The 22,601-nt window shown below is 73.3% G+C and carries 23 protein-coding genes; 9 read left to right on the top strand and 14 right to left on the bottom strand.

Features of this window, described 5'->3' with window-relative positions:
- Window positions 1-12: 12 nt before the first annotated feature.
- Window positions 13-4,791, bottom strand: a complete 4,779-nt coding sequence (locus J7E22_RS05600) for an ATP-dependent helicase (RefSeq protein WP_214979715.1) — start codon at window positions 4,789-4,791, stop codon at window positions 13-15.
- Window positions 4,792-4,931: 140 nt separating this feature from the next.
- Here J7E22_RS05600 and J7E22_RS05595 point away from each other — a divergent pair, with 140 nt between their 5' ends.
- Complete coding sequence (locus J7E22_RS05595) at window positions 4,932-5,627, top strand: PadR family transcriptional regulator (protein ID WP_214979714.1); 696 nt, start codon at window positions 4,932-4,934, stop codon at window positions 5,625-5,627.
- A 33-nt stretch (window positions 5,628-5,660) separates the two neighbouring features.
- On the opposite strand, the gene J7E22_RS05590 is transcribed toward J7E22_RS05595, so the two are convergent.
- The gene (locus J7E22_RS05590) at window positions 5,661-6,281 is read right to left on the bottom strand and encodes an alpha/beta hydrolase (protein ID WP_214979712.1); all 621 of its coding nucleotides are present in this window, start codon (window positions 6,279-6,281) and stop codon (window positions 5,661-5,663) included.
- 73 nt (window positions 6,282-6,354) lie between these two features.
- Here J7E22_RS05590 and J7E22_RS05585 point away from each other — a divergent pair, with 73 nt between their 5' ends.
- The gene (locus tag J7E22_RS05585; protein ID WP_214979710.1) at window positions 6,355-6,897 is read left to right on the top strand and encodes an NUDIX hydrolase family protein; all 543 of its coding nucleotides are present in this window, start codon (window positions 6,355-6,357) and stop codon (window positions 6,895-6,897) included.
- Window positions 6,898-7,013: 116 nt separating this feature from the next.
- Here the strand turns inward: J7E22_RS05585 and J7E22_RS05580 are convergent, their stop codons facing one another.
- The gene (locus tag J7E22_RS05580) at window positions 7,014-7,205 is read right to left on the bottom strand and encodes a CsbD family protein (protein WP_374193257.1); all 192 of its coding nucleotides are present in this window, start codon (window positions 7,203-7,205) and stop codon (window positions 7,014-7,016) included.
- A gap of 135 nt (window positions 7,206-7,340) precedes the next feature.
- The gene (locus J7E22_RS05575) at window positions 7,341-8,936 is read right to left on the bottom strand and encodes a DEAD/DEAH box helicase (protein WP_214979707.1); all 1,596 of its coding nucleotides are present in this window, start codon (window positions 8,934-8,936) and stop codon (window positions 7,341-7,343) included.
- Between the two features lie 301 nt (window positions 8,937-9,237).
- On the opposite strand from J7E22_RS05575, the gene J7E22_RS05570 reads away from it, so the two are divergent.
- A complete protein-coding gene (locus J7E22_RS05570) occupies window positions 9,238-10,086 on the top strand; it encodes an endo alpha-1,4 polygalactosaminidase (protein ID WP_214979705.1) in 849 nt (282 codons plus the stop codon).
- A 58-nt stretch (window positions 10,087-10,144) separates the two neighbouring features.
- Here the strand turns inward: J7E22_RS05570 and J7E22_RS05565 are convergent, their stop codons facing one another.
- From J7E22_RS05565 to J7E22_RS05550, 4 genes are all read right to left on the bottom strand, one after another.
- Window positions 10,145-10,510, bottom strand: a complete 366-nt coding sequence (locus J7E22_RS05565) for a GntR family transcriptional regulator (RefSeq protein ID WP_214979704.1) — start codon at window positions 10,508-10,510, stop codon at window positions 10,145-10,147.
- Window positions 10,511-10,520: 10 nt separating this feature from the next.
- A complete protein-coding gene (locus J7E22_RS05560; protein ID WP_374193256.1) occupies window positions 10,521-11,156 on the bottom strand; it encodes a DUF1684 domain-containing protein in 636 nt (211 codons plus the stop codon).
- A 166-nt stretch (window positions 11,157-11,322) separates the two neighbouring features.
- Complete coding sequence (locus J7E22_RS05555; RefSeq protein WP_214979703.1) at window positions 11,323-11,805, bottom strand: hypothetical protein; 483 nt, start codon at window positions 11,803-11,805, stop codon at window positions 11,323-11,325.
- 83 nt (window positions 11,806-11,888) lie between these two features.
- Complete coding sequence (locus J7E22_RS05550) at window positions 11,889-12,521, bottom strand: GNAT family N-acetyltransferase (protein WP_214979702.1); 633 nt, start codon at window positions 12,519-12,521, stop codon at window positions 11,889-11,891.
- Window positions 12,522-12,616: 95 nt separating this feature from the next.
- Here J7E22_RS05550 and J7E22_RS05545 point away from each other — a divergent pair, with 95 nt between their 5' ends.
- Both J7E22_RS05545 and J7E22_RS05540 read left to right on the top strand, forming a co-directional pair.
- On the top strand, window positions 12,617-13,228 hold the full coding sequence (locus J7E22_RS05545; protein WP_251008742.1) for a 2-phosphosulfolactate phosphatase: 612 nt from the start codon (window positions 12,617-12,619) through the stop codon (window positions 13,226-13,228).
- 66 nt (window positions 13,229-13,294) lie between these two features.
- Window positions 13,295-13,597 carry a DUF427 domain-containing protein gene (locus tag J7E22_RS05540; RefSeq protein ID WP_214979700.1) on the top strand — a complete coding sequence of 101 codons (303 nt, stop codon included), beginning with the start codon at window positions 13,295-13,297 and terminating at the stop codon, window positions 13,595-13,597.
- Between the two features lie 101 nt (window positions 13,598-13,698).
- Here the strand turns inward: J7E22_RS05540 and J7E22_RS05535 are convergent, their stop codons facing one another.
- The 6 genes from J7E22_RS05535 to J7E22_RS05510 all read right to left on the bottom strand — a co-directional run bounded on the left by J7E22_RS05535 (window position 13,699) and on the right by J7E22_RS05510 (window position 19,007).
- Complete coding sequence (locus tag J7E22_RS05535; RefSeq protein ID WP_214979699.1) at window positions 13,699-14,964, bottom strand: Nramp family divalent metal transporter; 1,266 nt, start codon at window positions 14,962-14,964, stop codon at window positions 13,699-13,701.
- A gap of 49 nt (window positions 14,965-15,013) precedes the next feature.
- Window positions 15,014-15,709 carry a CGNR zinc finger domain-containing protein gene (locus J7E22_RS05530; protein ID WP_214979698.1) on the bottom strand — a complete coding sequence of 232 codons (696 nt, stop codon included), beginning with the start codon at window positions 15,707-15,709 and terminating at the stop codon, window positions 15,014-15,016.
- A 47-nt stretch (window positions 15,710-15,756) separates the two neighbouring features.
- The gene (locus J7E22_RS05525; RefSeq protein WP_214979696.1) at window positions 15,757-16,233 is read right to left on the bottom strand and encodes a SprT-like domain-containing protein; all 477 of its coding nucleotides are present in this window, start codon (window positions 16,231-16,233) and stop codon (window positions 15,757-15,759) included.
- Window positions 16,230-17,063, bottom strand: a complete 834-nt coding sequence (locus tag J7E22_RS05520) for a hypothetical protein (protein ID WP_214979694.1) — start codon at window positions 17,061-17,063, stop codon at window positions 16,230-16,232. The genes J7E22_RS05525 and J7E22_RS05520 overlap by 4 nt, the downstream gene beginning before the upstream one ends.
- 114 nt (window positions 17,064-17,177) lie before the next feature.
- A complete protein-coding gene (locus J7E22_RS05515; RefSeq protein WP_214979692.1) occupies window positions 17,178-17,930 on the bottom strand; it encodes a hypothetical protein in 753 nt (250 codons plus the stop codon).
- A gap of 234 nt (window positions 17,931-18,164) precedes the next feature.
- Complete coding sequence (locus tag J7E22_RS05510; protein ID WP_214979690.1) at window positions 18,165-19,007, bottom strand: spermidine synthase; 843 nt, start codon at window positions 19,005-19,007, stop codon at window positions 18,165-18,167.
- A 131-nt stretch (window positions 19,008-19,138) separates the two neighbouring features.
- On the opposite strand from J7E22_RS05510, the gene J7E22_RS05505 reads away from it, so the two are divergent.
- From J7E22_RS05505 to J7E22_RS05490, 4 genes are all read left to right on the top strand, one after another.
- Window positions 19,139-19,663 (top strand): hypothetical protein, encoded by a 525-nt coding sequence (locus J7E22_RS05505; protein WP_214979689.1) that lies wholly within the window; start codon window positions 19,139-19,141, stop codon window positions 19,661-19,663.
- Window positions 19,660-20,880 (top strand): histidine kinase, encoded by a 1,221-nt coding sequence (locus J7E22_RS18120; RefSeq protein WP_214979688.1) that lies wholly within the window; start codon window positions 19,660-19,662, stop codon window positions 20,878-20,880. The genes J7E22_RS05505 and J7E22_RS18120 overlap by 4 nt, the downstream gene beginning before the upstream one ends.
- Window positions 20,877-21,518, top strand: a complete 642-nt coding sequence (locus tag J7E22_RS05495) for a response regulator transcription factor (protein WP_214979687.1) — start codon at window positions 20,877-20,879, stop codon at window positions 21,516-21,518. Before J7E22_RS18120 ends, J7E22_RS05495 begins: the two co-directional genes overlap by 4 nt.
- A 380-nt stretch (window positions 21,519-21,898) precedes the next feature.
- Window positions 21,899-22,456, top strand: coding sequence for a hypothetical protein (locus J7E22_RS05490; RefSeq protein ID WP_214979686.1), 558 nt, complete (start codon window positions 21,899-21,901; stop codon window positions 22,454-22,456).
- Window positions 22,457-22,601 lie beyond the last annotated feature (145 nt).

Genomic DNA, 22,601 nt, shown 5'->3' with positions numbered 1-22,601 from the left:
GCGCGGCTCGCCTCACACACGCAGCCGCAGTCCCTGCGGGGTCGCGGTGAACCCGGCCTCGCGGAGTGCGCCGCCGAGCGGCGTCTCGAGCACGAAGTCGCCGTCGACGCGCTCGACCGAGAGCTTCCGGAGCCCGGTGCGCACGGTCGCGGCGATCGAGGCCGCGGCTGCCGCCAGGTCGGCCGGGTCGTCGGTGAAGGTCAGCACGGACTTGCCGCCGCGCTCGACGTAGACGGCGAGCTTGCCGTCGACGGTCGTCACGAGGGCGCCCGCCTTCCGGCCCGGCCGGTGCCCACGTCCGCCGGTCGCGTTCGCACCCGTCGTGCCTCCCGCGCTCGCGCCGGTCGCGCGTGCCGACGGAGCGGCCGCCCCGGTGCTCCCGGTGTCCGCCCCGGCGTCGGCCGGACCGTCGGTCACGTCACCAGCAGGGGCAGCGTCGGACGGCCAGGGCAGCGAGGCGCCGTACGGGTTGGCGGGGTCGGTCGCGGCGAGCGTGAGGGCCTCGCGCTGCCGGTCGGGGTCGGCGCGCTCGTCGTCGTCGAGGTCGCGCGCGTACGTCCGGAGTCGGTCGACCGTCGGGCCGGTCGCGAACTGCGCTGCGCCGAGCCCCTCGACGAAGTACCCGCGCCGGGCCCGGCCGGACTCCTCGAAGCGGGACAGGACCCGGTACACCCCGGCGAACCCACCACGGACGCCCTCGACCTGCACGGCACCCCGTGTGACCACGCCGTACCGCTCGAGCAGTTGCTCCGCGGTCGCCGCGGCCCGGACGGTGGAGTCCGACTCGGCGAGCGGCAGGATCGACCAGCGACCCCCGACGCTCGGCGTCCCCGCCTGGGTCGGCAGGGTCGGGCGTCGGCGGCCCCGGTACGCCCGGGTCCGGGGCGCGCTCGTGCTCTTCGCCTTGCCGCCGAGCATCGCCCGGAGCGGCGCGAAGGTGTCGTTCGTGATCTGGCCGGCCCAGACGAGGTCCCAGAGCGCCGTCGTGAGTGCCTGGTCGTCCGTGCTGCCGACGGCCTGGCCGAGCTGCCGGAAGAAGTAGGCCCCGCCACCGGCCAGCGCCCCGAGCACGTCCCGCTGCAGGGCGGTGGTCTCGTCACCGCTCGGTTCGGCGAGCGTGGTGCTGGCGGTGTCGGCGAGGTGCAGCCGGATCCAGCCGTCGTTCCCGGGCAGGGACCCGCCTCCGGACCACAGGACCTCGCCCGTCGCGGTGAGCTCGTCGAGCATGCTCGTGGCGTAGTCGCTGACGCGGGACGGCAGCACCAGGGTCTCCCACGCGCTGGCGGGTAGCGCGACCCCGGCCAGTTGGTCGATGACCTGGAGGACGCCGTCGACCCCGCGCAGACCGCCGCGCGTCCCGGGGGTGCGTACGTGCTGCCACGCGGGAAGGAACCGGGCGAGGGTGTCCGGCGTGACCGGTTCGACCTCGTGCCGGAGCGCGGCGAGGGACTTCGTGCGGATGCGGCGGAGGACCTCGGCGTCGCACCACTCGGACCCCTGGCGATCGGGTCGGAACTCGCCCTCGACCACCCGGCGGTCGGCGACCAGTCGGCGGAGGGTGTCCTGCACGACCGCGATCCCGAGCCCGAGACGCGCGGCGGCGTCGTGCGCCGAGAACGGTCCGTGCGAGCGTGCGTAGCGCCCGATCAGGTCGCCGAGGGGGTCGGCGACCGGTTCCACGAAGGCGGTCGGCACCCCGATGGGCAGCGGGACGCCGAGCGCGTCCCGGAGTCGGGAGGCGTCCTCGATCACGGCCCAGCGCGTCGCCCCGGCATGGGTGAAGGACAGGACGCGGCGGTCCCGTTCCAGCGCCTCGAGAGCGGGGCGGAGCGTGTCCGGACCGTCGGGCCCGTCCGCCACCCAGCTGCGCGCGACGGCTTCGTCGAGGTCGAGCGCGCCGACCAGCCGCAGCACGTCGACCAACCCCTCGACGTCGCGTGCCCGGCGGTCCGGCGACAACCGCTGCAGGTCGCGCTCGACGGTGTCGATGACGGTCGGGTCGAGGAGCTCGCGGAGTTCGGCCCGGCCGAGGAGTTCCCCGAGCAGCGTCGAGTCGAGCGACAGTGCCGCAGCCCGCCGTTCCGCGAGTGGCGAGTCGCCCTCGTACATGAAGGCGGCGACGTACCCGAACAGGATCGACCGTGCGAACGGCGACGGCTGCTCGGTCTCGGTCTCGACCAGGCGGATGCGCCGTCCGGCGATGTCGTCCGCGATGCCGAGCAGGGCGGGGACGTCGTACACGTCCTGCAGGACCTCGCGCACGGTCTCGAGCACGATCGGGAACGTCGGGTACTTCATCGCGACCTCGAGCAGCTGCGATGCCCGTTGGCGCTGCTGCCAGAGCGGGGACCGCTGCCCGGGGTTCCGCCGCGGCAGGAGCAGGGCGCGTGCGGCGCACTCCCGGAACCGGGCGGCGAACAGTGCCGAGCCGCCGACCTCGTCGGTGACCAGGGCTTCCAGGTCGTCGTGCTCGAACACGAACAGGTCCGCGCCCGGGGGCTCGGCGTCCGTCTCGGGGATGCGCACGACGATGCCGTCGTCGGCGGCCATCGCGTCCCCGTCGATGCCGAGTCGTTCGCGCAGACGTGCCCCGACCGCCAGGGCCCACGGCGCGTGCACCTGCATGCCGTACGGCGAGTGCAGGATGAGCCGCCAGTCCCCGAGCTCGTCGCGGAAGCGCTCGACCACGAGCGTCGTGTCGTTCGGGACGTGCCCGGTCGCCGCACGCTGGTCGCGCAGGAAGGCCAGCAGGTTCGTGACGGCACGCTCGTCCAGCCCGCCGGCGGCGACGCGAGCACGGGCGTCCTCGTCGGAGGCGGCGTCGACCTCGCGCACGAAGGCACCCGTGGCACGGCCGAGCTCGGCGGGACGACCGATGCCGTCACCCTTCCAGAACGGCACCCGGCCGGGCTGGCCGAACGCGGGGCTCACCAGGACGCGGTCGTGGGTGATCTCCTCGATGCGCCAGCTGGTCGCACCGAGCGCGAAGACGTCGCCGACCCGCGACTCGTAGACCATCTCCTCGTCGAGCTCGCCGACGCGTGAGGCCTTCTCGCCGACCATGAAGACGCCGAACATGCCGCGGTCCGGGATCGTCCCACCGCTCGTCACCGCGAGCCGCTGGGCCCCGGGACGACCGGTGAGTGTGCCGTGCACACGGTCCCAGACCAGGCGTGGGCGGAGCTCGGCGAACTCGTCGCTCGGGTACCGGCCGGTGACCAGGTCGAGCGTGGCCTCGAACGCCGAGCGGGGCAGCCCACTGAACGGGGCGCTCCGCCGCACCAGCTCGAACCAGTGCTCGACGTCGAGCGTGTCGATGGCCCCGGCGGCGACGGTGTGCTGCGCCAGGACGTCGAGCGGGTTGGCGGGGACCGAGATGGACTCGATCTGCCCGGACACCATGCGCTCGACGGTGACGGCGCTGTTCACGAGGTCGGCGCGGTGCTTGGGGAACAGGACGCCGCGGGAGATCTCGCCGACCTGGTGACCCGCGCGACCGACGCGCTGCAACCCGCTCGCGACCGACGGTGGCGCCTCCACCTGCACGACCAGGTCGACCTCGCCCATGTCGATGCCGAGCTCGAGGGAGCTCGTCGCGACGACGCACCGGAGCCGTCCGGACTTCAGGTCGTCCTCGATGATCGCGCGCTGGTCCTTCGAGACCGAGCCGTGGTGGGCGCGGGCGAGCACGGGGACCGTGGTGTCCGAACCGCCGCCCTGCGTCTGTCCGGATCCGCCGAGCAGCTGCGCCGGCGGCCGCGAGTGCGCAGACATCCGGGCCGGCGACTGCGCCCGGGCGACGGGCAGTCCGTCGTCGGCCGGGGACGCACCCGCGGGGACGAAGACGCCGTCGCCCGCGGCCGCCAGGACGCGCTCCTCGTGGATCTCGTTCAGGCGGGCGGTCAGCCGCTCGGCCAGCCGCCGGGAGTTCGCGAACACGATCGTCGACCGGTGCTGCTCCACCAGGTCGACGACGCGCTCTTCGACGTGCGGCCAGATCGACCCGTTCGTCGGGGCGTCGGAGGCATCCGCACCGACCGGCGGTGCCCCCAGTTCGGTCATGTCGTCGACCGGCACGACCACGCGCAGGTCGAAGGTCTTCTGCGCGGGCGGGGCGATGATCGTCACCGGGGCTCGCCCACCGAGGAACCGCGCTACTTCCTCTGCCGGGCGGACGGTCGCCGACAGCCCGATGCGCTGGACGGGCTTTTCGAGCAGGTCGTCGAGGCGCTCGAGCGAGACCGCCAGGTGCGCCCCGCGCTTGGACGACGCGACCGCGTGGACCTCGTCGACGATGACGGTGTCGACGTTCACCAGGGTCTCGCGGGCCTGCGACGTGAGCATCAGGTACAGCGACTCGGGCGTGGTGATCAGGATGTCCGGCGGCTGGCGCAGGAGCTTCTGCCGGTCGGACGACGGGGTGTCACCGCTCCGCACCCCGACCGTGACGTCGGGCGGTTCGGTGCCGAGCCGCCTGGCGGTCTGCGTGATGCCGACCAGCGGGCTGCGCAGGTTCCGCTCGACGTCGACGCCGAGCGCCTTCAACGGTGAGACGTAGAGCACGCGGGTGCGCTGCTTGGCGGGCGGACGGTCCGTGGCACTGATCAGGCGGTCGATCGACCACAGGAAGGACGCCAGCGTCTTGCCGGACCCCGTCGGCGCGATCACGAGCGCGTGCTGCCCGGTCGAGATGGCGTCCCACGCGCCGGCCTGTGCCGGGGTCGGTGCCGCGAAGGCGCCACGGAACCAGGCCGCGGTCGCGGGGGAGAAGCGCTCGAGCACGTCCGTCATCGTCTGACCCATCCTGCCCGTCGCCACCGACAGCAGCCCCAGCGCGAGGTACCCCTTGACATGCCGATACGTACCGATCTATCGTTGACACATCGCGATACTCCAATCGCGAGCAGACATGCAACAAGGAAGGAGTCATCATGCGCCCCGTGTATGACGACGACAGCAACACGCCCCACCGCGCCCAGCGCGGCATCGGTCCGCGCGGCCCCCGCTTCGGCGGCGCGCGGCAGCACCACGGCGCCGGCTTCCCCGGCCGCGACCGCGGTGACCACGACCACGGCGGACGCGGCTTCGGCCCCGGGTTCGGTCGGGGCTTCGGTCCCGGCTTCGGTCCCGGCTTCGGTGGCCCGGGCTTCGGCGGCCCTGGTTTCGGTGGGCCCGGCTTCGGCCGGGAACGCCGCCGCCGCGGCGACGTCCGTCTGGCGATCCTCGGTCTGCTGGCCGAGGGCCCGCAGAACGGGTACGCCGTGATCAAGACCATCGCCGAACGCACCGGCGGCGCCTGGAAGCCGAGCCCCGGCTCGGTCTACCCGACGCTCCAGCAGCTCGTGGACGAAGACCTCGTGGTCTCCACGGGGGACGGGCGGACGACGCTCTTCGAGCTCACCGACGCCGGCCGTGCCGAGGCCGAGGCCAAGGCGGACGAGATCGCCGCGACGTGGGAGTCCACGCCCGGCATCCCCGACGCCCAGCGCGAGTTCTTCGAAGCGCTCCGGAAGACCATGGGCGTCCTGCACATGTACCGGACGAGCGCGACGGAGGAGCAGGCCAAGGCGGCGACCGCCAAGGTCGACCAGCTCCGCAAGGACCTCCTGCAGATCCTCGCCGACTAGCGCAACCACAGAACGGACGGGCGCGCCGCCGCGCTACGCGGCCGCGATGAACGCGGACACGTCGGCCAGTTCCTCGGCCGACACCGCGTGCGGCAGGCCCTCGTAGGTGCGGTCCGTCACGTCCGTGTGCTCGGCGGCCCACACCTGCGTCCGAGTGGTGGCCTCCGTCGGGATCACCGCATCGAGGTCCCCGTGCCCCAGGAACACCTTCGGGCGCACCGCCGCGACCGCCTCATCACGAGCGTCCGTCACGCCCGGCACCACGAACCCGGACAGCGACACCGCGAACGCGAACGCCGACGGTCGGGCGCGCAGCAGCTGCAGCGCCATCGACCCACCCTGCGAGAACCCGAGCAGTCCGATCCGCGGGTGCTCGTCGGCGACGGCGTCGATCCACGCGAGGACCTGCTCGACCGCTCGGTCGACGTCCTCGACCGCGGGGGTGCCCGGCGTCCCGAGCGGGTACCACGAGAAGCCCTGGCCCCACGGCATCGGCGCCCGGAGGGACGCGATCGTCCACGCGGCCGGGAGCGCGGGGGTGAGCCCGAGCAGGTCGAGCTCGTTCGACCCCACCCCGTGCAGCGCGACGAGGAGCGGCGTGCCCGCTCGTCCGGCGCGGTCGCGGGTCCACTGCACGATGTCCTGATCGATCATGTGGACAACGCTAACCATCCCCAACGTCCGCGCCGTGCGCTGAACTCGCCGGAGTCACTGGTAGACACGACCCATGGCCTCGCTGCAAACCCCCGACCCCGACTCCGGCTGGCTGTCCGACGAAGAACTCGCGAACGCGCGTCGTCGACTGCCCATCTGCTACGTCGAGGCGATCCCCGTCCGCACCGACGGCCTCGGCGTCGTGACCGAGGTCGGTGTGCTCCTGCGGGTCGCACCGAGCGGCTCGATCGTCCGCACGCTGGTCTCCGGGCGGGTGATGTTCGGCGAATCGATCCGGACGGCGCTGTTCCGCCACCTCGAGAAGGACCTCGGTCCGATGGCGTTCCCGCAGCTGCCCTCCAGCCCGACGCCGTTCACCGTGGCGGAGTACTTCCCGCTGCCGGGCGCCTCGGTGTTCACCGACGAGCGGCAGCACGCGATCTCCCTGGCGTACGTCGTCCCCGTGACCGGCACGTGCGAGCCCCGGCAGGACGCACTCGAACTCACGTGGATGAGCCCGAGCGAAGCCGCCTCCGTGTCCGTCGCCGACGACATGGAAGGCGGGCGCGGCACGCTGCTGAAGGCCGGGCTCGCCTCGGTCGGCGCCCTCATGTGACGGAGCCGCTCTGTGACGGAGCCGCTCTGTGACGGAGCCGCCCTGGCATCGGGTACGACGAAGCCCCCGGACCCTTGCGGATCCGGGGGCTTCGCAGCACGGTCGGTGTGACCGGCTTACTTCTTGTCCGAGAGGCTGTCAGCAACGCCGCTCGCGGCGTCCTTGACGTCGGTCACGCCCTGCTTGGCCGAGGCCTTGGCCTGGTCGGTCTTGCCCTCTGCCTTGAGGTGGTCGTTACCGCTCGCGTCGCCAGCAGCTTCCTTGGCCTTGCCGCCGAGCTTCTCGCCGGCGTTCTTGATGTCTTCCATGCCAGCCATAGGCACTCCTTCCAACAGGGGACGATTCCCCGTCAGCCGCTCGCGCGGCATCCGGTGACCAGAACCGTACGCCTCAGCAGCCGTGGTGTTCGGAGCCGACGTGGAGGTTGCGCCGAGACGGCAGGGTCAGCGAGCGGAACCGGCCGGCCGGGAGGCGCGGCGCGAGCCACGACGAGCACCCGACGCCGAGTCGTCACCACGACCGGCGGCGTAGCCGCCCTCCGAGGACCAGACCGGTGCGGAGCCACCGCGGACGCCGTCGCTCGATGCGCGACGGCTCCCGCCGGCGCGACGCTGGCCGCCAGCGGCCGGCGCCCCACCGCGGCCGGCGGAGGCTGCCGAGTCGGCGCGCGGAGCGCCACCACGGCGACCGCCCGAACGAGCCGACGACCCGGCGGAGGCGGTCTGCGGGGCCTGGGCCGCGCCTCCCGTGCGTCCACCGCGGCCACGGCGACGACCGCCGCCGTCACCATCGGACTCGCCGACGCGCGGCTGGCGCTGGCGCTGCTGCTGGACCGGCTGCTCCTCGACGTGGCGGATCGGAGCGACCTCGCCGACGAGCGACGCGACGGCCGGGGACTTCGCGGTGACCTGCTGCGGGGTGACCTTGATCGCGGCGGCACGCATCATCTGCGCGACGTCACGACGCTCGGACGGCAGCGTCACGGTGACGACGTCACCCGACGAGCCCGCGCGGGCGGTGCGACCGGAACGGTGCAGGTACGCCTTGTGCTCGGTCGGCGGGTCGACGTGCACGACGAGCTCGACGTTGTCGACGTGCACACCGCGGGCGGCGACGTCGGTGGCGACGAGCACGAGGGCCTCGCCGGAGGAGAACTTCGCGAGGTTCCGCTCACGGGCGCCCTGCGACAGGTTGCCCTGCAGGTCGACCGCCGGGATGCCCTGGCTGGAGAGCTGCTTCGCCAGGCGCTTGGCGTGGTGCTTCGTGCGCATGAACAGGATCCGACGACCGGTGCCCGAAGCGAGCGCGTGGACGAGGTCCTTCTTGCCGTCGGCGTCAGCGGCCTCGAACAGGTGGTGGGTCATCGCCTCGACGGGGCTGTTCGCCTCGTCGACGGAGTGCATGACCGGGTTGTGCAGGAACTTCTTGACGAGCTTGTCCACGCCGTTGTCGAGCGTGGCGGAGAACAGCATGCGCTGCCCCTTCTCCGGCGTCGCCTGCATGATCTTCGTGACACCGGGCAGGAAGCCCATGTCGGCCATGTGGTCGGCCTCGTCGAGGACGGTGACCTCGATCGCGTCGAGCTTCACGTGCCCCTGCTGCATGAGGTCGGCGAGGCGGCCGGGGCACGCCACGACGATGTCGACGCCGCGGTTGAAGGCCTCGACCTGACGGCCCTGACCCACGCCACCGAAGACGGTCGTGGTGGTGAGGCCCATGGCGTGGGCGAGCGGTGCGACCACCGCGTCGATCTGGGTCGCGAGCTCACGGGTCGGCGCGAGGATGAGGGCACGCGGGCGGCCGGCACGACGCTGACGCGGGTTGCCGGCGAGGCGGGCGACGAGCGGGATCGCGAAGGCGATCGTCTTGCCGGACCCGGTGCGGCCGCGGCCGAGCACGTCCTTGCCCGTGAGGGAGTCGGGGAGCGTGTCCGCCTGGATCGGGAAGGCGATGTCCTTGCCCTGCTTGGCCAGGACGTCGACCATCGGCGCGGGGACGCCGAGGTCGGAGAAACGGAGGTCTGAGGTGATGTCGGTCATGGTGACCTTTCGGGCCGGTACGGGAACCGGCCGTGGGCGCGCTGCGAGGTGGGCGCGCGGGCGGGATGCGCACCAGCACGAGTGGCTGGCGCATTCGCCGCAGCAGAGAGCCTGGCACCACGAGGTGGTGCACGATACATCGACCGCGATCCGGGGATCGAGTGGTCGGGAGTTCGGGGCGTCCGTACGACGCACGAGGCGATCGGCGCCTCGAGTACGACCAGCATAGCGGTGATCGGGCCCAAACCCCAGGAAGCGTCCCAGGAGGAGACTGTCCGGGTCCACGTGCGAGGATGCCGACGTGCTCCTCCGGACCTTCCTGCTGCCCGTCACCGTCGCCGTCGTCGCCGTCCTCGGACTCTCCGGATGCGCCCCGTCGTCCGCAGGATCGGCGGCGGCTTCATCGCCCGCGCCCCGGTACACGAACCTGCCGACCTCAGGACTGCCCGACTACCAGCTCGGCGGGCCCTCGACGCCGCCAGCGGGCGTCACGATCGTCGAGCGCGACAGCACCGACCGGCCGGCCCCCGGGAAGTACGGCATCTGCTACGTCAACGGCTTCCAGACGCAGCCGGGCGATGCCCACGCGTGGCTCCAGGATCACCCGGACGCGATCCTGCGCGGTGCCGACGGCAAGCCGGTGTCCGACCCGGGGTGGCCGGACGAGATGCTGCTCGACACCACGACCGCCGCGAAACGCTCGGAGATCGTCGGGGTCCTCACGCGCACGATCGCCCGCTGCGCCGACCGCGGGTTCGACGCCGTGGAGTTCGACAACCTCGACTCGTGGACGCGGTCCCACGGGGCGCTGAAGCGGTCCGGCAACCTGGCACTCGCCGTGGCGCTCGTCCAGGTCGGGCACGAGCACCACCTCGCGGTCGGGCAGAAGAACACGCCACAGCTCGGGAAGGCCGGGCGGCAGCAGACCGGGTTCGACTTCGTCGTGGCCGAGGAGTGCGTGCAGTACCAGGAGTGCGGCGCCTACACGACGGCCTACGGCGCGCGGGTCATCGACGTGGAGTACTCGGACACGCTCGAGCGGCAGTGGTCGAGCGTCTGCGCCTCCCACGACCGGCCCGCGATGACGATCCTGCGCGACCGGGAGCTCGTGCCGGCGTCCGACCCGGCCCACGTGTTCGAGCACTGCTGACGCACACCCCGGATCGGCGCCGCGACCCTGCGTGCCCGCTGCACCCGCCCGGGAGCCTCTACGCGGGCCAGGCGTCCCGGAGCGCAGCAGCGGCTTGATCGGCCGACAACCCGGCCTCCCGTGCCGCGACGGCCAACGCGTGCGCCGCCTCCGTCACCGGGGCCGGCACCGACACGGGCCGCACGACCCGGGTCCCCGCACCCCGCGCGGTCTCGACCAGCCCGGACTCCTCGAGCAGCTGGTAGGCCTTCGCGACGGTCCCCGCCGCGAGACCGAGTTCCTCGGCCAGGCCGCGCACGCTCGGCAGCCGTTCGCCGTCGACCAGGTAGCCCGCGGCGATCTGCGCTGCGATCTGCGACCGCACCTGTTCGAAGGGCGGGACGCGCCCGCCGGCGTCCAGCGCCACGAGTCCGGTCGTCGACATGTGGACCACCCTAGAAGTCGTACTGCTCGCCGACCGGGATCGGCACGTCGACGGTGTTGCCGGGCGGCGCGAGCGGGCACGCCCACGCCGGGTCGTACGCGCACGACGGGTTGTACGCGAAGTTGAAGTCGAGGACGATCTCGGCGTCCTCGCCCCCGAGGTCGGCGCCCTTGATCGTGTCGATCAGGTACCGTCCACCGCCGTAGGTCCCGCGGGCCTTGCCGGCACTGGCGTCCTTGACGGGGATGAACACGCCCCCGGCGTACCCGCCGTGCGACCACACGTCGAGCGAACCGATGCCCGGCAGCCGGACCGCTCCGAGACGGTCGAAGTGCACGATGCCGTCGGTTCCGGTCTCGACGTCCATGCTCGCCGGCTCCGTGGCCTCGATGCGTGCGTGGAAACGCCAGGACGGGTCGTAGTCCGGAACCGGGAGCGCTTCGAAGTCACGGGCGTCCTCGTCGAGGAGGGGGCTCGCCGGGTGCTCCCCGAACATCGCGTCCCGCGTCTCGCGCCAGAGCGCGTGCGCCGTCTCCGGATCGGGCGTGGCCCGGACCCGGCGGTACAGGTCGAAGGTCATCCGACGCCAGTCCACGGTGGCGAGCGTGCTGTGCACGCGGTCGGTTGCCGGCTGCGTCTGGCTCACGGTGCGAGCGTACGCCCGCGTGACGCACCCGCGCCAGCGCCACGGCGCAGCGACTCGCCGTCGGTCCCGCCGTCGGAACCGTCGTCGGCCGGGAGGCGCGGTGCCGGTCCGCGAGCGCACCCCACCGAGCACGGACCGTCAGCGGGGAGTCGCGGCGGCGCCACCGTCAGGAGGCGCGCGTCCGCCACGTGGGAGCGAGCGCACGCATGCGCAGGGCCCGCCACTGCCAGATCACCCACATGCCCGGCCAGAGCGCGACGCCGAGGACCCAGGGCCGCATCCGGTAGGACAGCCGGTCGATGAGCATCGTCGTGCCGTCCCCGCGGTCGACGGTGGCCATCCGGTGCTGCATGGTCATCCGACCGAACAACCCCGACGTCCCCCCGCCGTTGTCGCGCTGCACGGGGATGCCGTGCACCTCGTACAGGTCGAGGTCGACGTGCGTGTCCCCGCTCGGCAGCAGCCCGAACGCGCTCGCCGTGATCGGGTGCGGGGCACCCGGTGTCCACCGTTCGGGGAAGCCCTCCGGTGACCGCGACCGGTACACCAGGAACGGCTTGGTCACGGCGACCATCACCGACGGCGAGAGGAGGGCGTCGCGCACGGCGTCGACCGGCGCATCGAGGACGATCCGGAGACCCACGTGCATGGGCGCGACGCTACCCGGGACCGCTGGGACGCCGAGGTGCAGCCGGGTCAGCCGGGTCAGCCGGGTCAGCCGGGTCAGCGCGGTCAGGCGTGCCGTGCCGCCCGCCGCCGCGACCCCTCGGCCCGGTCGTGCTTGCGCAGCCGCTCGGACAGGGACAGCCGGACCGTCGGCCACTCCGAGGCGGTGATCGAGAACACGACGGTGTCACGGAGGGTGCCGTCACGACCGATGGAGTGGTTGCGGAGGACGCCGTCCTGCTTCGCGCCCAGGGCGGCGATCGCGGCGCGGGACTGCAGGTTGTGCCAGTGCGTCCGGAACTCGACGGCGATGCACTCCCACGTCTCGAACGCGTGCGAGAGCAGGAGCAGCTTCGACTCGGTGTTGATCCCCGACCGCTGGGACGCCTTCGCCAGGAACGTGGCGCCGATCTCGACCCGGCGGTTCGTCGCGTCGATGTTCAGGAAGGTCGTCGCCCCGACGACCCGGCCGGTCGGTCGGTCGCGCACCGCGAACGGCACCATCCGGCCCGCGGCGTGCTCCGCGAGGCGCCGGTCGATCTCGGCGTCGACCTCCGCCGGGGCCGGGATCGAGGTGTACCAGGTCCGCCACAGGTCGCCGTCCGCGACCGCCGCCCGCAGGTCGTCCGCGTGCTCGTGTTCCAGTGGTTCGAGCGTCACGCGGTCGCCGGTCAGGGTGGGTGCGGGGGCGATCTCCATGGCATGGAATCCTACGGTCGCCCGCCCTGGTGACGAGCCGAGCGGTCGCGATCTGTGGAGAAGATCAGGTGCTGGACGCCGGTTATCGTGGACCGGTGGCCGTACCTTCCCAGCAGCAGTACCAGGTCCGCTTCGCGTGGGGGCGCACGGGTGCTGCACGGATCGGCGCCGACGCGCACCTGCTCGTCTGGGTCGACGTGCTCCCCGGGGATGTGCACGCAGCGGGCCCCCGACTCCGGAACGCGGCCCTCCGCACGGTCACGGCGCACCTGCCGGACGGGCCGGAGGTCGTGCTCGGCCACCTCGGCAACGCGACGGCCGTGGCGGAGCGGGTCACGCGCCTCCAGGCCGCACTGGGCGACCGGTGCGTCGTCGCGATCGTCGCCGCCGGACGCGACCACGCGGGCGCCTCGGACGTCGCGGAGGACGCGGGGGAGGGCACCGACGCTCCGGACGCTCCCGACTTCGCCGTCGAGGACCTCCTCGCCGCCGGCGCCCTGGTCGACGCGCTCGCCGTCATCGGGATCGACCACACCTCGCCCGAGGCGGCCGCGGCGTGTGCGGCGTACTCCGGACTCCGACGGGCCGTGAAGCACCTCGTCAGCGCCTCCGAGAGCGGTGCAGCGGTGGGCCGTGACGCCGTCCACGGGGCGCTCGCCGCCGGACCGGAACTCGTCGTCCTGCGGGAATCCGGGCGCCGGGCGTAGCGTTCCCACTCGTCACGGGAGACGCGTCACCCGACGCGGGGCCCCAACGAACGAAGGAGCACCGTCATGAAGGCAGTCGTCGGAGACACCGTCATCGCAGAGGCCTCGAAGGAGGACCTCATCCAGATCGAGGGCAACTGGTACTTCCCGCCGTCGAGCGTGAAGACCGAGCTCCTCACCGAAAGCCCCACGCAGTACCACTGCCCGTGGAAGGGCGACACCCAGTACTTCACGGTGAACGTGGACGGGCAGGCGCTGCAGGACCGTGCGTGGTCGTACCCGACGCCGATCCCGACGTCGTTCGACCGCGTGGGCAAGGACTACTCCGGCTACGTGGCGTTCTGGAAGGACGTCAAGGTCGTCGAGTAGCCAGGCGGCGGTCGTCTCGCTCGGTGCGAGACAGCTGGCCCGGTGCGCGGTCGTCACCACGCACGAAGCGATCGACCTCGCACCGGGCCCAGCCCCGACGCTCACCCCGCCAGCGTCAGCACGATGAGCGTGACGTTCAGCGCGACGATGACCACCGCGATGAGCGCCGCCACCACCCGGGTGCCCACGGCGTTGACGTCGCTCCCCATCACGCTCCGCCGCGACGTGTAGACCACCAGCGGCACGATCGCGAAGGCGATCCCGAAGCTCAGCACCACCTGGCTCACCACGAGCAGCATCGTCGCGTCGGCGTCCAGGGCGAGCAGCACGACCGCCGGGACGAGCGTGATCACACGCCGAGCGAGCAGCGGGATCCGCACGTGCAGCAGCCCGTGCATGATCTCCGCCCCCGCCATGCACCCCACCGAGGTCGAGGCGAGCCCGGACGCGAGCAACCCCACCGCGAACAGGACGCCGACGACCGGCCCGACGTGCTCGGCGATCGCGTGTTGCGCCCCGGGGATCGAGTCCGTCCCGGCCACACCCGGCAGCGTCGTCGCGGCGAGCACGAGCATGCAGATGTTGACGCCCCCGGCGACGACGAGGGCCAGGGCCACGTCCCACCGGGTCGCCGTGAGGACCCGTCGGCGCTCGGGTCCGGCGGGGACGTCCCCGTGCCGGTCACGCGCGAGCGCGGAGTGCAGGTACACCGCGTGCGGCATCACCGTCGCGCCGAGCATCGAGGCCGCGAGCATCACCGACCCGGACCCGTCGAAGCGCGGCACGATCCCGCCGAGCAGGTCCGCCGGCGACACCTGCGCGACGAACAGCCCGGCGCAGAACCCGACGGTCAGGATCGCGAGCATCCCGGTGACGACCGCCTCGAACGTCCGGGTGCCGCGACGGCTCTGCAGGGTGAGGACCGCCATCGAGACCACCCCCGTGACCACCCCGCCGGCGACGAGGGGCAGCCCGAACAGCAGGTGCAGGGCCAGCGCCCCGCCGATGACCTCGGCGATGTCGGTCGCGGCCGCCACGATCTCGGCCTGCGCCCAGAAGAGCAGCCGGGGTGCGCGCCGCATCCGCAGGCCGAGGTGCTCCGGCAGGGACTTGCCGGTGACGACGCCGAGCTTCGCGGAGAGGTACTGGACGACGACCGCGCTCGCGTTCGCCGCGACGAGGACCCAGAGCAGCAGGTACCCGTACCGGGCGCCGGCGGTCAGGTTCGCCGCGACGTTGCCGGGGTCGACGTAGGCGATCGCCGCGACGAACGCCGGACCGAGGAGCGTCAGACCGGCAGCGCGCTTCCGCGGGGTCTGTGCGGGGGCGGACGGCCCGGCAGCGGTGTCGGTCACGCCGTCCAGCATGCCAGAGGATTCGGCGTGCCGAATCCAGTGTTTCGTCGTGGCGTTCTGGTCAGGCGATGGCCTGGCGTGCTCGGTGCGCCCGCACCTTCGCCCGGTTCCCGCATCGCTGCATCGAGCACCAGCGCCGCGTCCCGCCGCGCGAGGAGTCGTAGAACACGAGGCCGCAGTCCTCGGCGGAGCAGCGGCTCAGCCGCGTGGGTCGGCCGTCGGCCTCGACGTCGTCGAAGCCGACCTCAGTGAACAGCGCGACGGCGTCGCGTGCGACGCTCGACAGTGCCTGGGCCAGTCGGACGCGGTTGGCTCCGGCCCGGCGGCGGCCGCCCGGGAGGCTCGGGGGCACGTCCGGCAGGGCGGCGAACAGGTTGACGGTGTCGATGTCGTCGGGCGCGGGGCGCGTGCGCCCGGCTCCGGCCCGGAGACCCGCCGCGACGGCGGTGCGCTCGGCTGCGCCGGCGGTCGGTGCCGGAGCGGCGGCGACGGCCAACCGGGCGATCGCCGCGCGGAGTGCCCGTGCGTCCTGCAGCTCGCGGGCCCCCGCACCGACGTCGATCGGCTCGGTGTGGTCGCTCAGCCACTCGTCGAGGTCGGCCGGCGTCGCCAGGAGCTCTCCGAGCTGGGCACGTGGCCGACGGTGGTCGGGGTCGTCGGCGAACCCGCCGGTGTGCGCGAAGTCCAGGGCGATCCGGCCGGCGTCGAAGAACCAGGAGGAACCGGCGTCGGTCCGGATGTGCTGCCCCGTGTGCATCCGCCCAGGCTAACGGGTTACCGGCGCGCCTCCGAGCCTCGGGCCGATCATGCGGTAATCGCGTGCTCCCGCGTGATGCGTCGGTTCCAGGTGATCACGTTGCGCGCGTCGAACCGGCGGGAGCACCGCGCACAGGCCAGCTGACGCGTCGGGGTCCGGTACCGGAAGTGCTCGTGGCCAGCGGGGCACGTGCCGACCCAGGGCGCGAGGTCGCTCGCGATCGGCCCGTCGTGCAGACGCGAGCCGGTGTACCCGAGTCCCACGGCGGTGCGTCGCCACGTCGGCCCGTGCCCGGCGCGGGCCCCGGCGAGCGCGTGGGCGATCTCGTGGAGCAGCACCTGGTCGACGTCCTCGTCGGTGAAGCGGACGGCCAGGTGTCGACTCACCGTGATGCGGCGCTTCGCGAAGTCGCACTGGCCGGCGCGTGTCTTCGCGTGGTCGAACCCGAAGCTCCACGTGCCGCGGCCGAGGTGCGCGGCGATCAGGTGCTCCGCACGCGCCCGGACGGCCTCGAGCGAGGTCACTGCTCGGCGTGGGGGTCGGCCTGACCCTTCTTCGCCGCGCGGGTCGCGATCCGGCCCCAGATGTCGTCGGCGTCGGTGCGGGCGGCATCGGGCGCACCGAGCACACGGCGTCGGATCGGCGGGACCTGCTTGACGGGTTCGGCGACCCGGGTCGTCGGCTCGTCCTCCGTGGCACGGCGGGCGGCGATCTCGCGGGCGGTGCGGGGACGGTCCTCGGCGGACGGGGTCGGGTGGTTCGCCGACGCGCGGAGGGCGGCCTCGACGGCGGTGCGGAGCGCCTCGGTGCGCTCGGACGGCGCCCCGGCCTGTCGGAACGCCTCATAGGCGCGGGACAGCGCCGAACGGGCCTCCTCGAAGCGGGAGAGCTCGAACAGCGACCAGCCCTCGAGCTCGGCGGCGGCGCCCTCGAGCTCCGGCCACTCCTCGGTCCGGGCGGTGCCGCGGGCGAGGGCGGCTTCGGTCGCGGCACGCTCGTGGCGGCCGAGGTCGTGCAGCACGTGCGCGCGGCGGATGCGTGCGGCGACCTTGTCGGAGCGCTCCCCGGTGAACATCGTCAGTCGGAACACTTCTTCAGCGATCACGAGCGACTCGTCCAGTCGACCGAGCAGGCGGAGGAGCTCGGCGCGTTCGGCGAGCGCCTCGGTGCTCCGGCTCTGCCCGAGGTCCCGCAGGCGCTGCTGGATGACGTCGACGTCGACGGCCGGGCGCAGGCTGATGGGCGCGAACGTGCTCCCCGGGCTGACGCCGGCCGTTGCGGGAGCCGCGTGGCGCGGTTCCCGGGAGCGGTCGGCGTGGTCGGGGTTCTGACGGTCGTCGGGCGGGAGGGACATCGGTTCGAGGGTAACCGCGGTCTCCCGAGAGCGGGCGGTGCCACGCGCACGGGGGTGGTCCGGAACGCAGAACGGCCCGTCCCGAACGAGCGGGACGGGCCGTTCTGGCCGGTGTCAGGCGAGGTGGCTGCCGAGCGCGACCGCGAACGTGATGTACAGGACGACGGGCGACACGACCGCGACGACCAGGGCGATGATGCCGAAGGCGCGGCCCCGCTTCGTGACGATCGCGATGATGCCCTGCACGATCGCCCACAGACCGAGGACGGTGCCGATGAGCGCGGCGATGCCTCCGCCGCCGGCACTCGCGAGCAGTGCCGGGTCGTTCGCCAGGCGGCGTTGGAGTTCTTCCTGGCCGGACTGCGTGGCCGCCGACCCGTCCATGATCGCCTGGCGGATCGCGTCGTTCCCGCCGAACGCGGAGCCGAAGACGATGCCCGCGACGATCGCCAGCGCGAGCGCGACGAGCGCGACGACGAACGCGATGACGCCCAGGGTCTTCTTCTTCCGCTGCGGCTCCTGGTAGCTCTGCCACGCCGGGCCGGAGTTGGCAGGTGCTGCGGACGCCGCGTACGGGTGCTGGGGCTGGTGCTGCACCTGGTGCTGGTCTCCCCAGGTCGGCGCACCCGACTGCTGCCCGTACTGGTGCGCCGCTGGCTGCTGCCCGTACTGCTCGCCGTACTGCGGGGTCTGGTCCGTGCGCTCGCCGTAGCGGGGCGCTTCCTGCTCGGTGCGCTCGCCGTACCGCGGCGGGACCTGCTCGGTGCGCTCCCCGTAGCGGGGTGGCTCCTGGTCGCGCGCGGCACCCCAGTGCGGGGGCTGGCCGTCGCCCGTCCGGTCCTCGTTGCTCCGGTCGTCGTTCGTCATCGGGTTCCCATCGCTCGGTCGTACGCGACCATCCTGGCAGCGCGGGGCGCGGACCGCTCGACACCGTGCGGTGCGAGGCGCGCTGCCGGTGCGTCGTGCGTGGTGCGACGTTGCCCGGCCGGTGCTCGGTTCCTGCGGCGCACGGGGCGATCCACCTCGCACCACCGGGACGGCGCGCGGGCGCGGACGCCGCGCTGCCGCCGCGCCGCGCCGCGCCAGCCGCCGCCGCACGGATCAGCCCCCGAAGACGCTCCGGTTCGGCTCGGGCGACGCCACCGCGGTCGCGTCCGTGACGATCGGCGCCCCCGCGGTGAAGGCCCGCAGCTCGGCACCGTGCACGACCTTCGCCGGCATCGGGTCGGACGAGTACCGCCGCGGCATGTCCTCGATCGGCAGCGGGCTCGGCGACCCGAGCAGCACGATGTTGCCGAACCGCCGACCCTTCAGCATCCCGGTGTCGGCCACCGCGGCGACCGACGGCAGCACGGACTGCAGCGTGGACGCCTGGCCCCGCGCGAACGCCAACCCCGCGCCGTCGGCCACGTTCACCGCGACGACACCGGTCGGCGACAGGAACGACGCGACGGACCGGTAGAACTCCACGCTCGTCACGTGCGCGGGGATCCGTGCCCCACCGAACACGTCGACGACCGCCAGGTCCACCGTGCCGCGGAGGCCGGCGGGCAGCTTCTCCATGACCTCGCGCGCGTCGCCGTACCGCACCCGGATCGAGGCGCCCCGCGGGAACGGCAGGACCTCGCGCACCTGGTCGACCAGGTCCCGCTCGAGCTCGATGACCTGCTGCCGGGAGCCGGGCCGGGTCACCGCGACGTAGCGCGGGAGCGTCAGCGCGCCCGCGCCGAGGTGCAGCGCCGTGATCGGCCCGGCGGGCAGCAGGTCGATCGCGTGCCCGATCCGCCGGATGTACTCGAACGCCAGGTGGGTCGGGTCCTCGAGGTCGACGTGCGACTGCGGCGTCCCGTCGACCACCAGGGTGAACGACCCCGGCCGGTGCCGGTCCGGTTCGACGACCGCGTAGCCCGCACCGATCCGGAACCCGTCGAACGCATCAGCCATGCACCAATGGAACACCACCGTGATCACCACCCGCGTCCCCACCCCTGGTTGGTGGTCTGGTCGACGCCGCCGAACGAGCATGGGAACACCGGCGGGGAACCCCACCGGCCCCGCTCCCGGAAGGTCTCCCCATGTCGGTCCAGCTGTTCGCCAACGTCCTCATCGGCCTCGCCCTGGTCGCGTTCCTCGCCTACCGTCAGGCGACCTGGCAGTACCTCGACCCGGCACGCATCTGGCGCATGCCGCTCGTGATGGGGGCGGTCGGCCTGGTGGTCCTCGCACAGACGAAGGCGGCGATCACGACCGCCGACATCGTGTTCCTCGGGATCGAGGCACTGGTCACGATCGCGATCGGCCTGACGATGGGCGCGATCACCCGCTTCCGCATCGTGGGCACCCCGGACGGCAGGGGCCGCACGATGCAGTCCCGCACGGGCTGGCTCGGTGCGAGCCTCTGGATCGTCCTGATCGTCGTCCGCATCGGCCTCGACGTCCTCGGTGGCCACCTCGGTGCCCACCTGCTCACCTCGACCGGCACGATCCTGCTGGCCCTCGCCCTGAACCGCGCCGCCCGCGCCGTCGTCATCGACCAGCGCATCCCGCGCGGCACGGGGACGACCGGTGCGCGCGACGGCCGCGGCATGATGGTCCGGTGACCCAGCCGCTGCACCCCGTACCGGGCGAACCCGCACCGTTCGCCCCCGGACCGGGTGAACGCGCGCGGACCGACCTCCCCCCGGCACACACCGGCGAGGGAGGTCTCTCCCGTCCGGGCCTGTCCCGGGCCCTCAATGCCCTCGGCATCGTGGTCGTCGCGTTCTGGTTCGCCCGCAACGGTCTCGCGCTGCACCACCCCGCGTGGGTCTGGGTCCTCGGCGCGGTGGCGCTCGCCGCGTGGGTGGTCCGCGAGACCAGTCGCTCGACCCGGGTGGTCCGGTCGGCTGCCGCGGTGATGATCCTGGCGGGCGCGGCGGTCGTGGTGCCGACCGAGTCCCTGATGATCGTCCCCGTCATCCTCGGGATCGTGCTGCTCGGCACCGACCTCCGCCTGCCGGTCTGGACCGCGACCGTGGCCGCCGTCGTCGCGATCGTGGTGATCGCGGTGGTCGCGACGGTGATGCACACGTCGGTCCAGTTCGTCCTGGGGACGGGCGGCGGGGTGCTGCTCGGGGTCCTCATCGGCTTCAGTCGTCGGCAGTTCCGGCTCACCGAGGAACAGGCGCGGCGCAGCGAGCGGGAGGAGCAGCGCGCGGAGCTCCTGGCGAGCCGGGCACGGGCGGCCCGGGACGTGCACGACGTCCTCGCGCACTCGCTCGGCGGGCTCGTCCTGCAGCTCGACGCGGTCGAGGCCCTGCTCGAGGCGGGCCGCGTCGACGAGGCGACGACCCGGGCCGCCGAGGCCCGGACGCTCGCGGCGGAGGGGCTGTCCGAGGCCCGACGGGCCGTCCGCACGCTCCGCGACGATCCACCCACGCCGGCCGACGTGGCGGACGCGGGTCGCGCCTCCCGTCCGGCCGCTGCGCTCGCCGCCCTCGTCGACGCGCACCGCTCCTTCGGCGGCGAGGTCACGGTCCGTGGCGACGAGGCGCTCGCCGACCTGGACGCGGCCCACCGCGACGCGGTCGTGGCGGTCAGCCGGGAGGCGCTGAGCAACGCCCGCAGGCACGCCCCTGGCCGCCCCGTGGTCGTCTCGGTGGTCCGGGACGGCTCCGCCGTGCGGGTCACCGTGACGAACCCGCTCGCCTCCGACGGTCGCGGGGTCGTCGGGATGCGGGAGCGCTTCGCCGAACTGCACGACACGTCCACCGTCGACGCGTCCGTGGTGGACGGGTCCTTCGTCGTCTCGATGTCCCTGCCGGTGGTGACGCCGTGACGATCCGCGTGCTCGTCGTCGACGACCAGGCCATCGTGCGCGACGGCCTGGTGACGGTGTTGTCGCTCGTGCCGGACCTCGAGGTCACCGGCCAGGCCTCCGACGGCGCGGAGGCCATCGCCGCGGTCGACCGGGACCCGCCGGACGTGGTGCTCATGGACCTCCGGATGCCGGGCGTCGACGGTCCCACCGCGACGGCCCGCATCACGGCCGAACACCCCGGCGTCGCGGTCCTGGTGCTCACGACCTTCGCCGACGACGAGTCGATCCTGACCGCCCTCCGCGCCGGCGCGCGCGGGTACCTGACCAAGGACGCCGGACGGGCCGAGATCGCGACCGCGATCCGGTCGGTGGCCTCCGGGCAGGCGACGTTCGACGCGACGGTGGGCGCGCGGCTCGTCGCGCAGCTCGCCGGGGGTGCACCGGCAGCGCAGCCGGTGGGTCTCCGCGACCGCTTCCCGGACCTGACGCCGCGGGAGGCCGACGTGCTCGAGGGCATCGCCAGGGGCCGGACGAACCCGGAGATCGCGGCCGAGCTGTTCCTCACGGTGCCGACCGTGAAGTCCTACGTCAACCAGGTCTTCACGAAGCTCGGCGTCCGCACCCGCGCCGAAGCGGTCGCCCGCGTCCTGGGCTGAGGGCGGCGCTGTGGGCTGAGGGCAGCGCCCCGGCCCGCGCACATCGGCTGTCCAGGCGGCGTTCACCCACGGGAACGGGAGATGAACAGCGGACGCCAAGACTCGCGACGTACCGTTGTTGCAGTCGTCATCTTCGCGAGCGTCGACCCGGCGGGCCCCACACCCGTCCCGGATCCGCCCGCGTCCTGACCGCGGCGTCCCCGTCCGCAGCCCTGCTGCCCACGCGTGCGCGCCGCCGACGCACACCCCACCGTGCGCCGCCCGTGTTGGCCCGCCGAGGACGCCGTGCCGCCCGCGTCCCCTCGCGCGCTCCGCACAGCGCTCGAGCACCACCCGACGGACCACGAGTCCGACGGGGCACGAACCCGCAGGAGTCCGACATGACCGCCGACACCATGAACGTGCCCACGCACCGCGTCGTCCGCGCGACCCGGCCGCCCGAGGTGACCCGCGCCTCCCGTCCCGACCGTGTCGCCGGCGGCACCGGCCCGCTCCACGTCGACCGTGACAGCGCGCCGATCTGGATGCGCGCGACCGGCGGCGTCCTCCTCGCCGTGGGCACCGCGCTCAGCGGGGCCGTGCTCGGCTGGCCGGGCGACGCCCCGGAGACCGCGCTCCTGGTGCCCGGACTCGTGGCCGTGGTCGTCGGCGTCCTGCTCCTCGTCGCCCGGGCCGGGTTCGACGTGACCGACGACGCCGTCGTCCTGCACTTCCGGCCGCTCCCGCCACGACGGATCGCACGCCGTCGGATCGTGGACGCACACCTGGTGGAGGCCGACGCCACCACGTACGGCGGACTCGGACTCCGGCGCCGACACGGTGTCCGCGCCCTCATCCTCACGCCGGGACTCGGGATCGAGTTCACCGACGACCGCGGGCGCTCGACCTTCGTCCGGACGCATCGGCCAGAAGACGCATTCCGGGCCCTCGCGGACTGAGGACGGCCGCGGCCGGGACCGCTCAGAGCAGGCGACCCGCGCCGTGCACCCGGCCCGGTGACCGCCCGGAATCGGGGGAATACCGGTCCGTTCCACGGGCTTATACACGCCAGTGCCGAATCCGGTCAAGCCAGGACTGGACAGC

Origin of the sequence: Curtobacterium sp. ISL-83 (assembly GCF_018613895.1) — a bacterium.
Taxonomy (GTDB): Bacteria; Actinomycetota; Actinomycetes; order Actinomycetales; family Microbacteriaceae; genus Curtobacterium.
The sequence above is the reverse complement of the archived record's forward strand: the minus strand, read 5'-3'. Positions and strand labels throughout refer to the sequence as shown.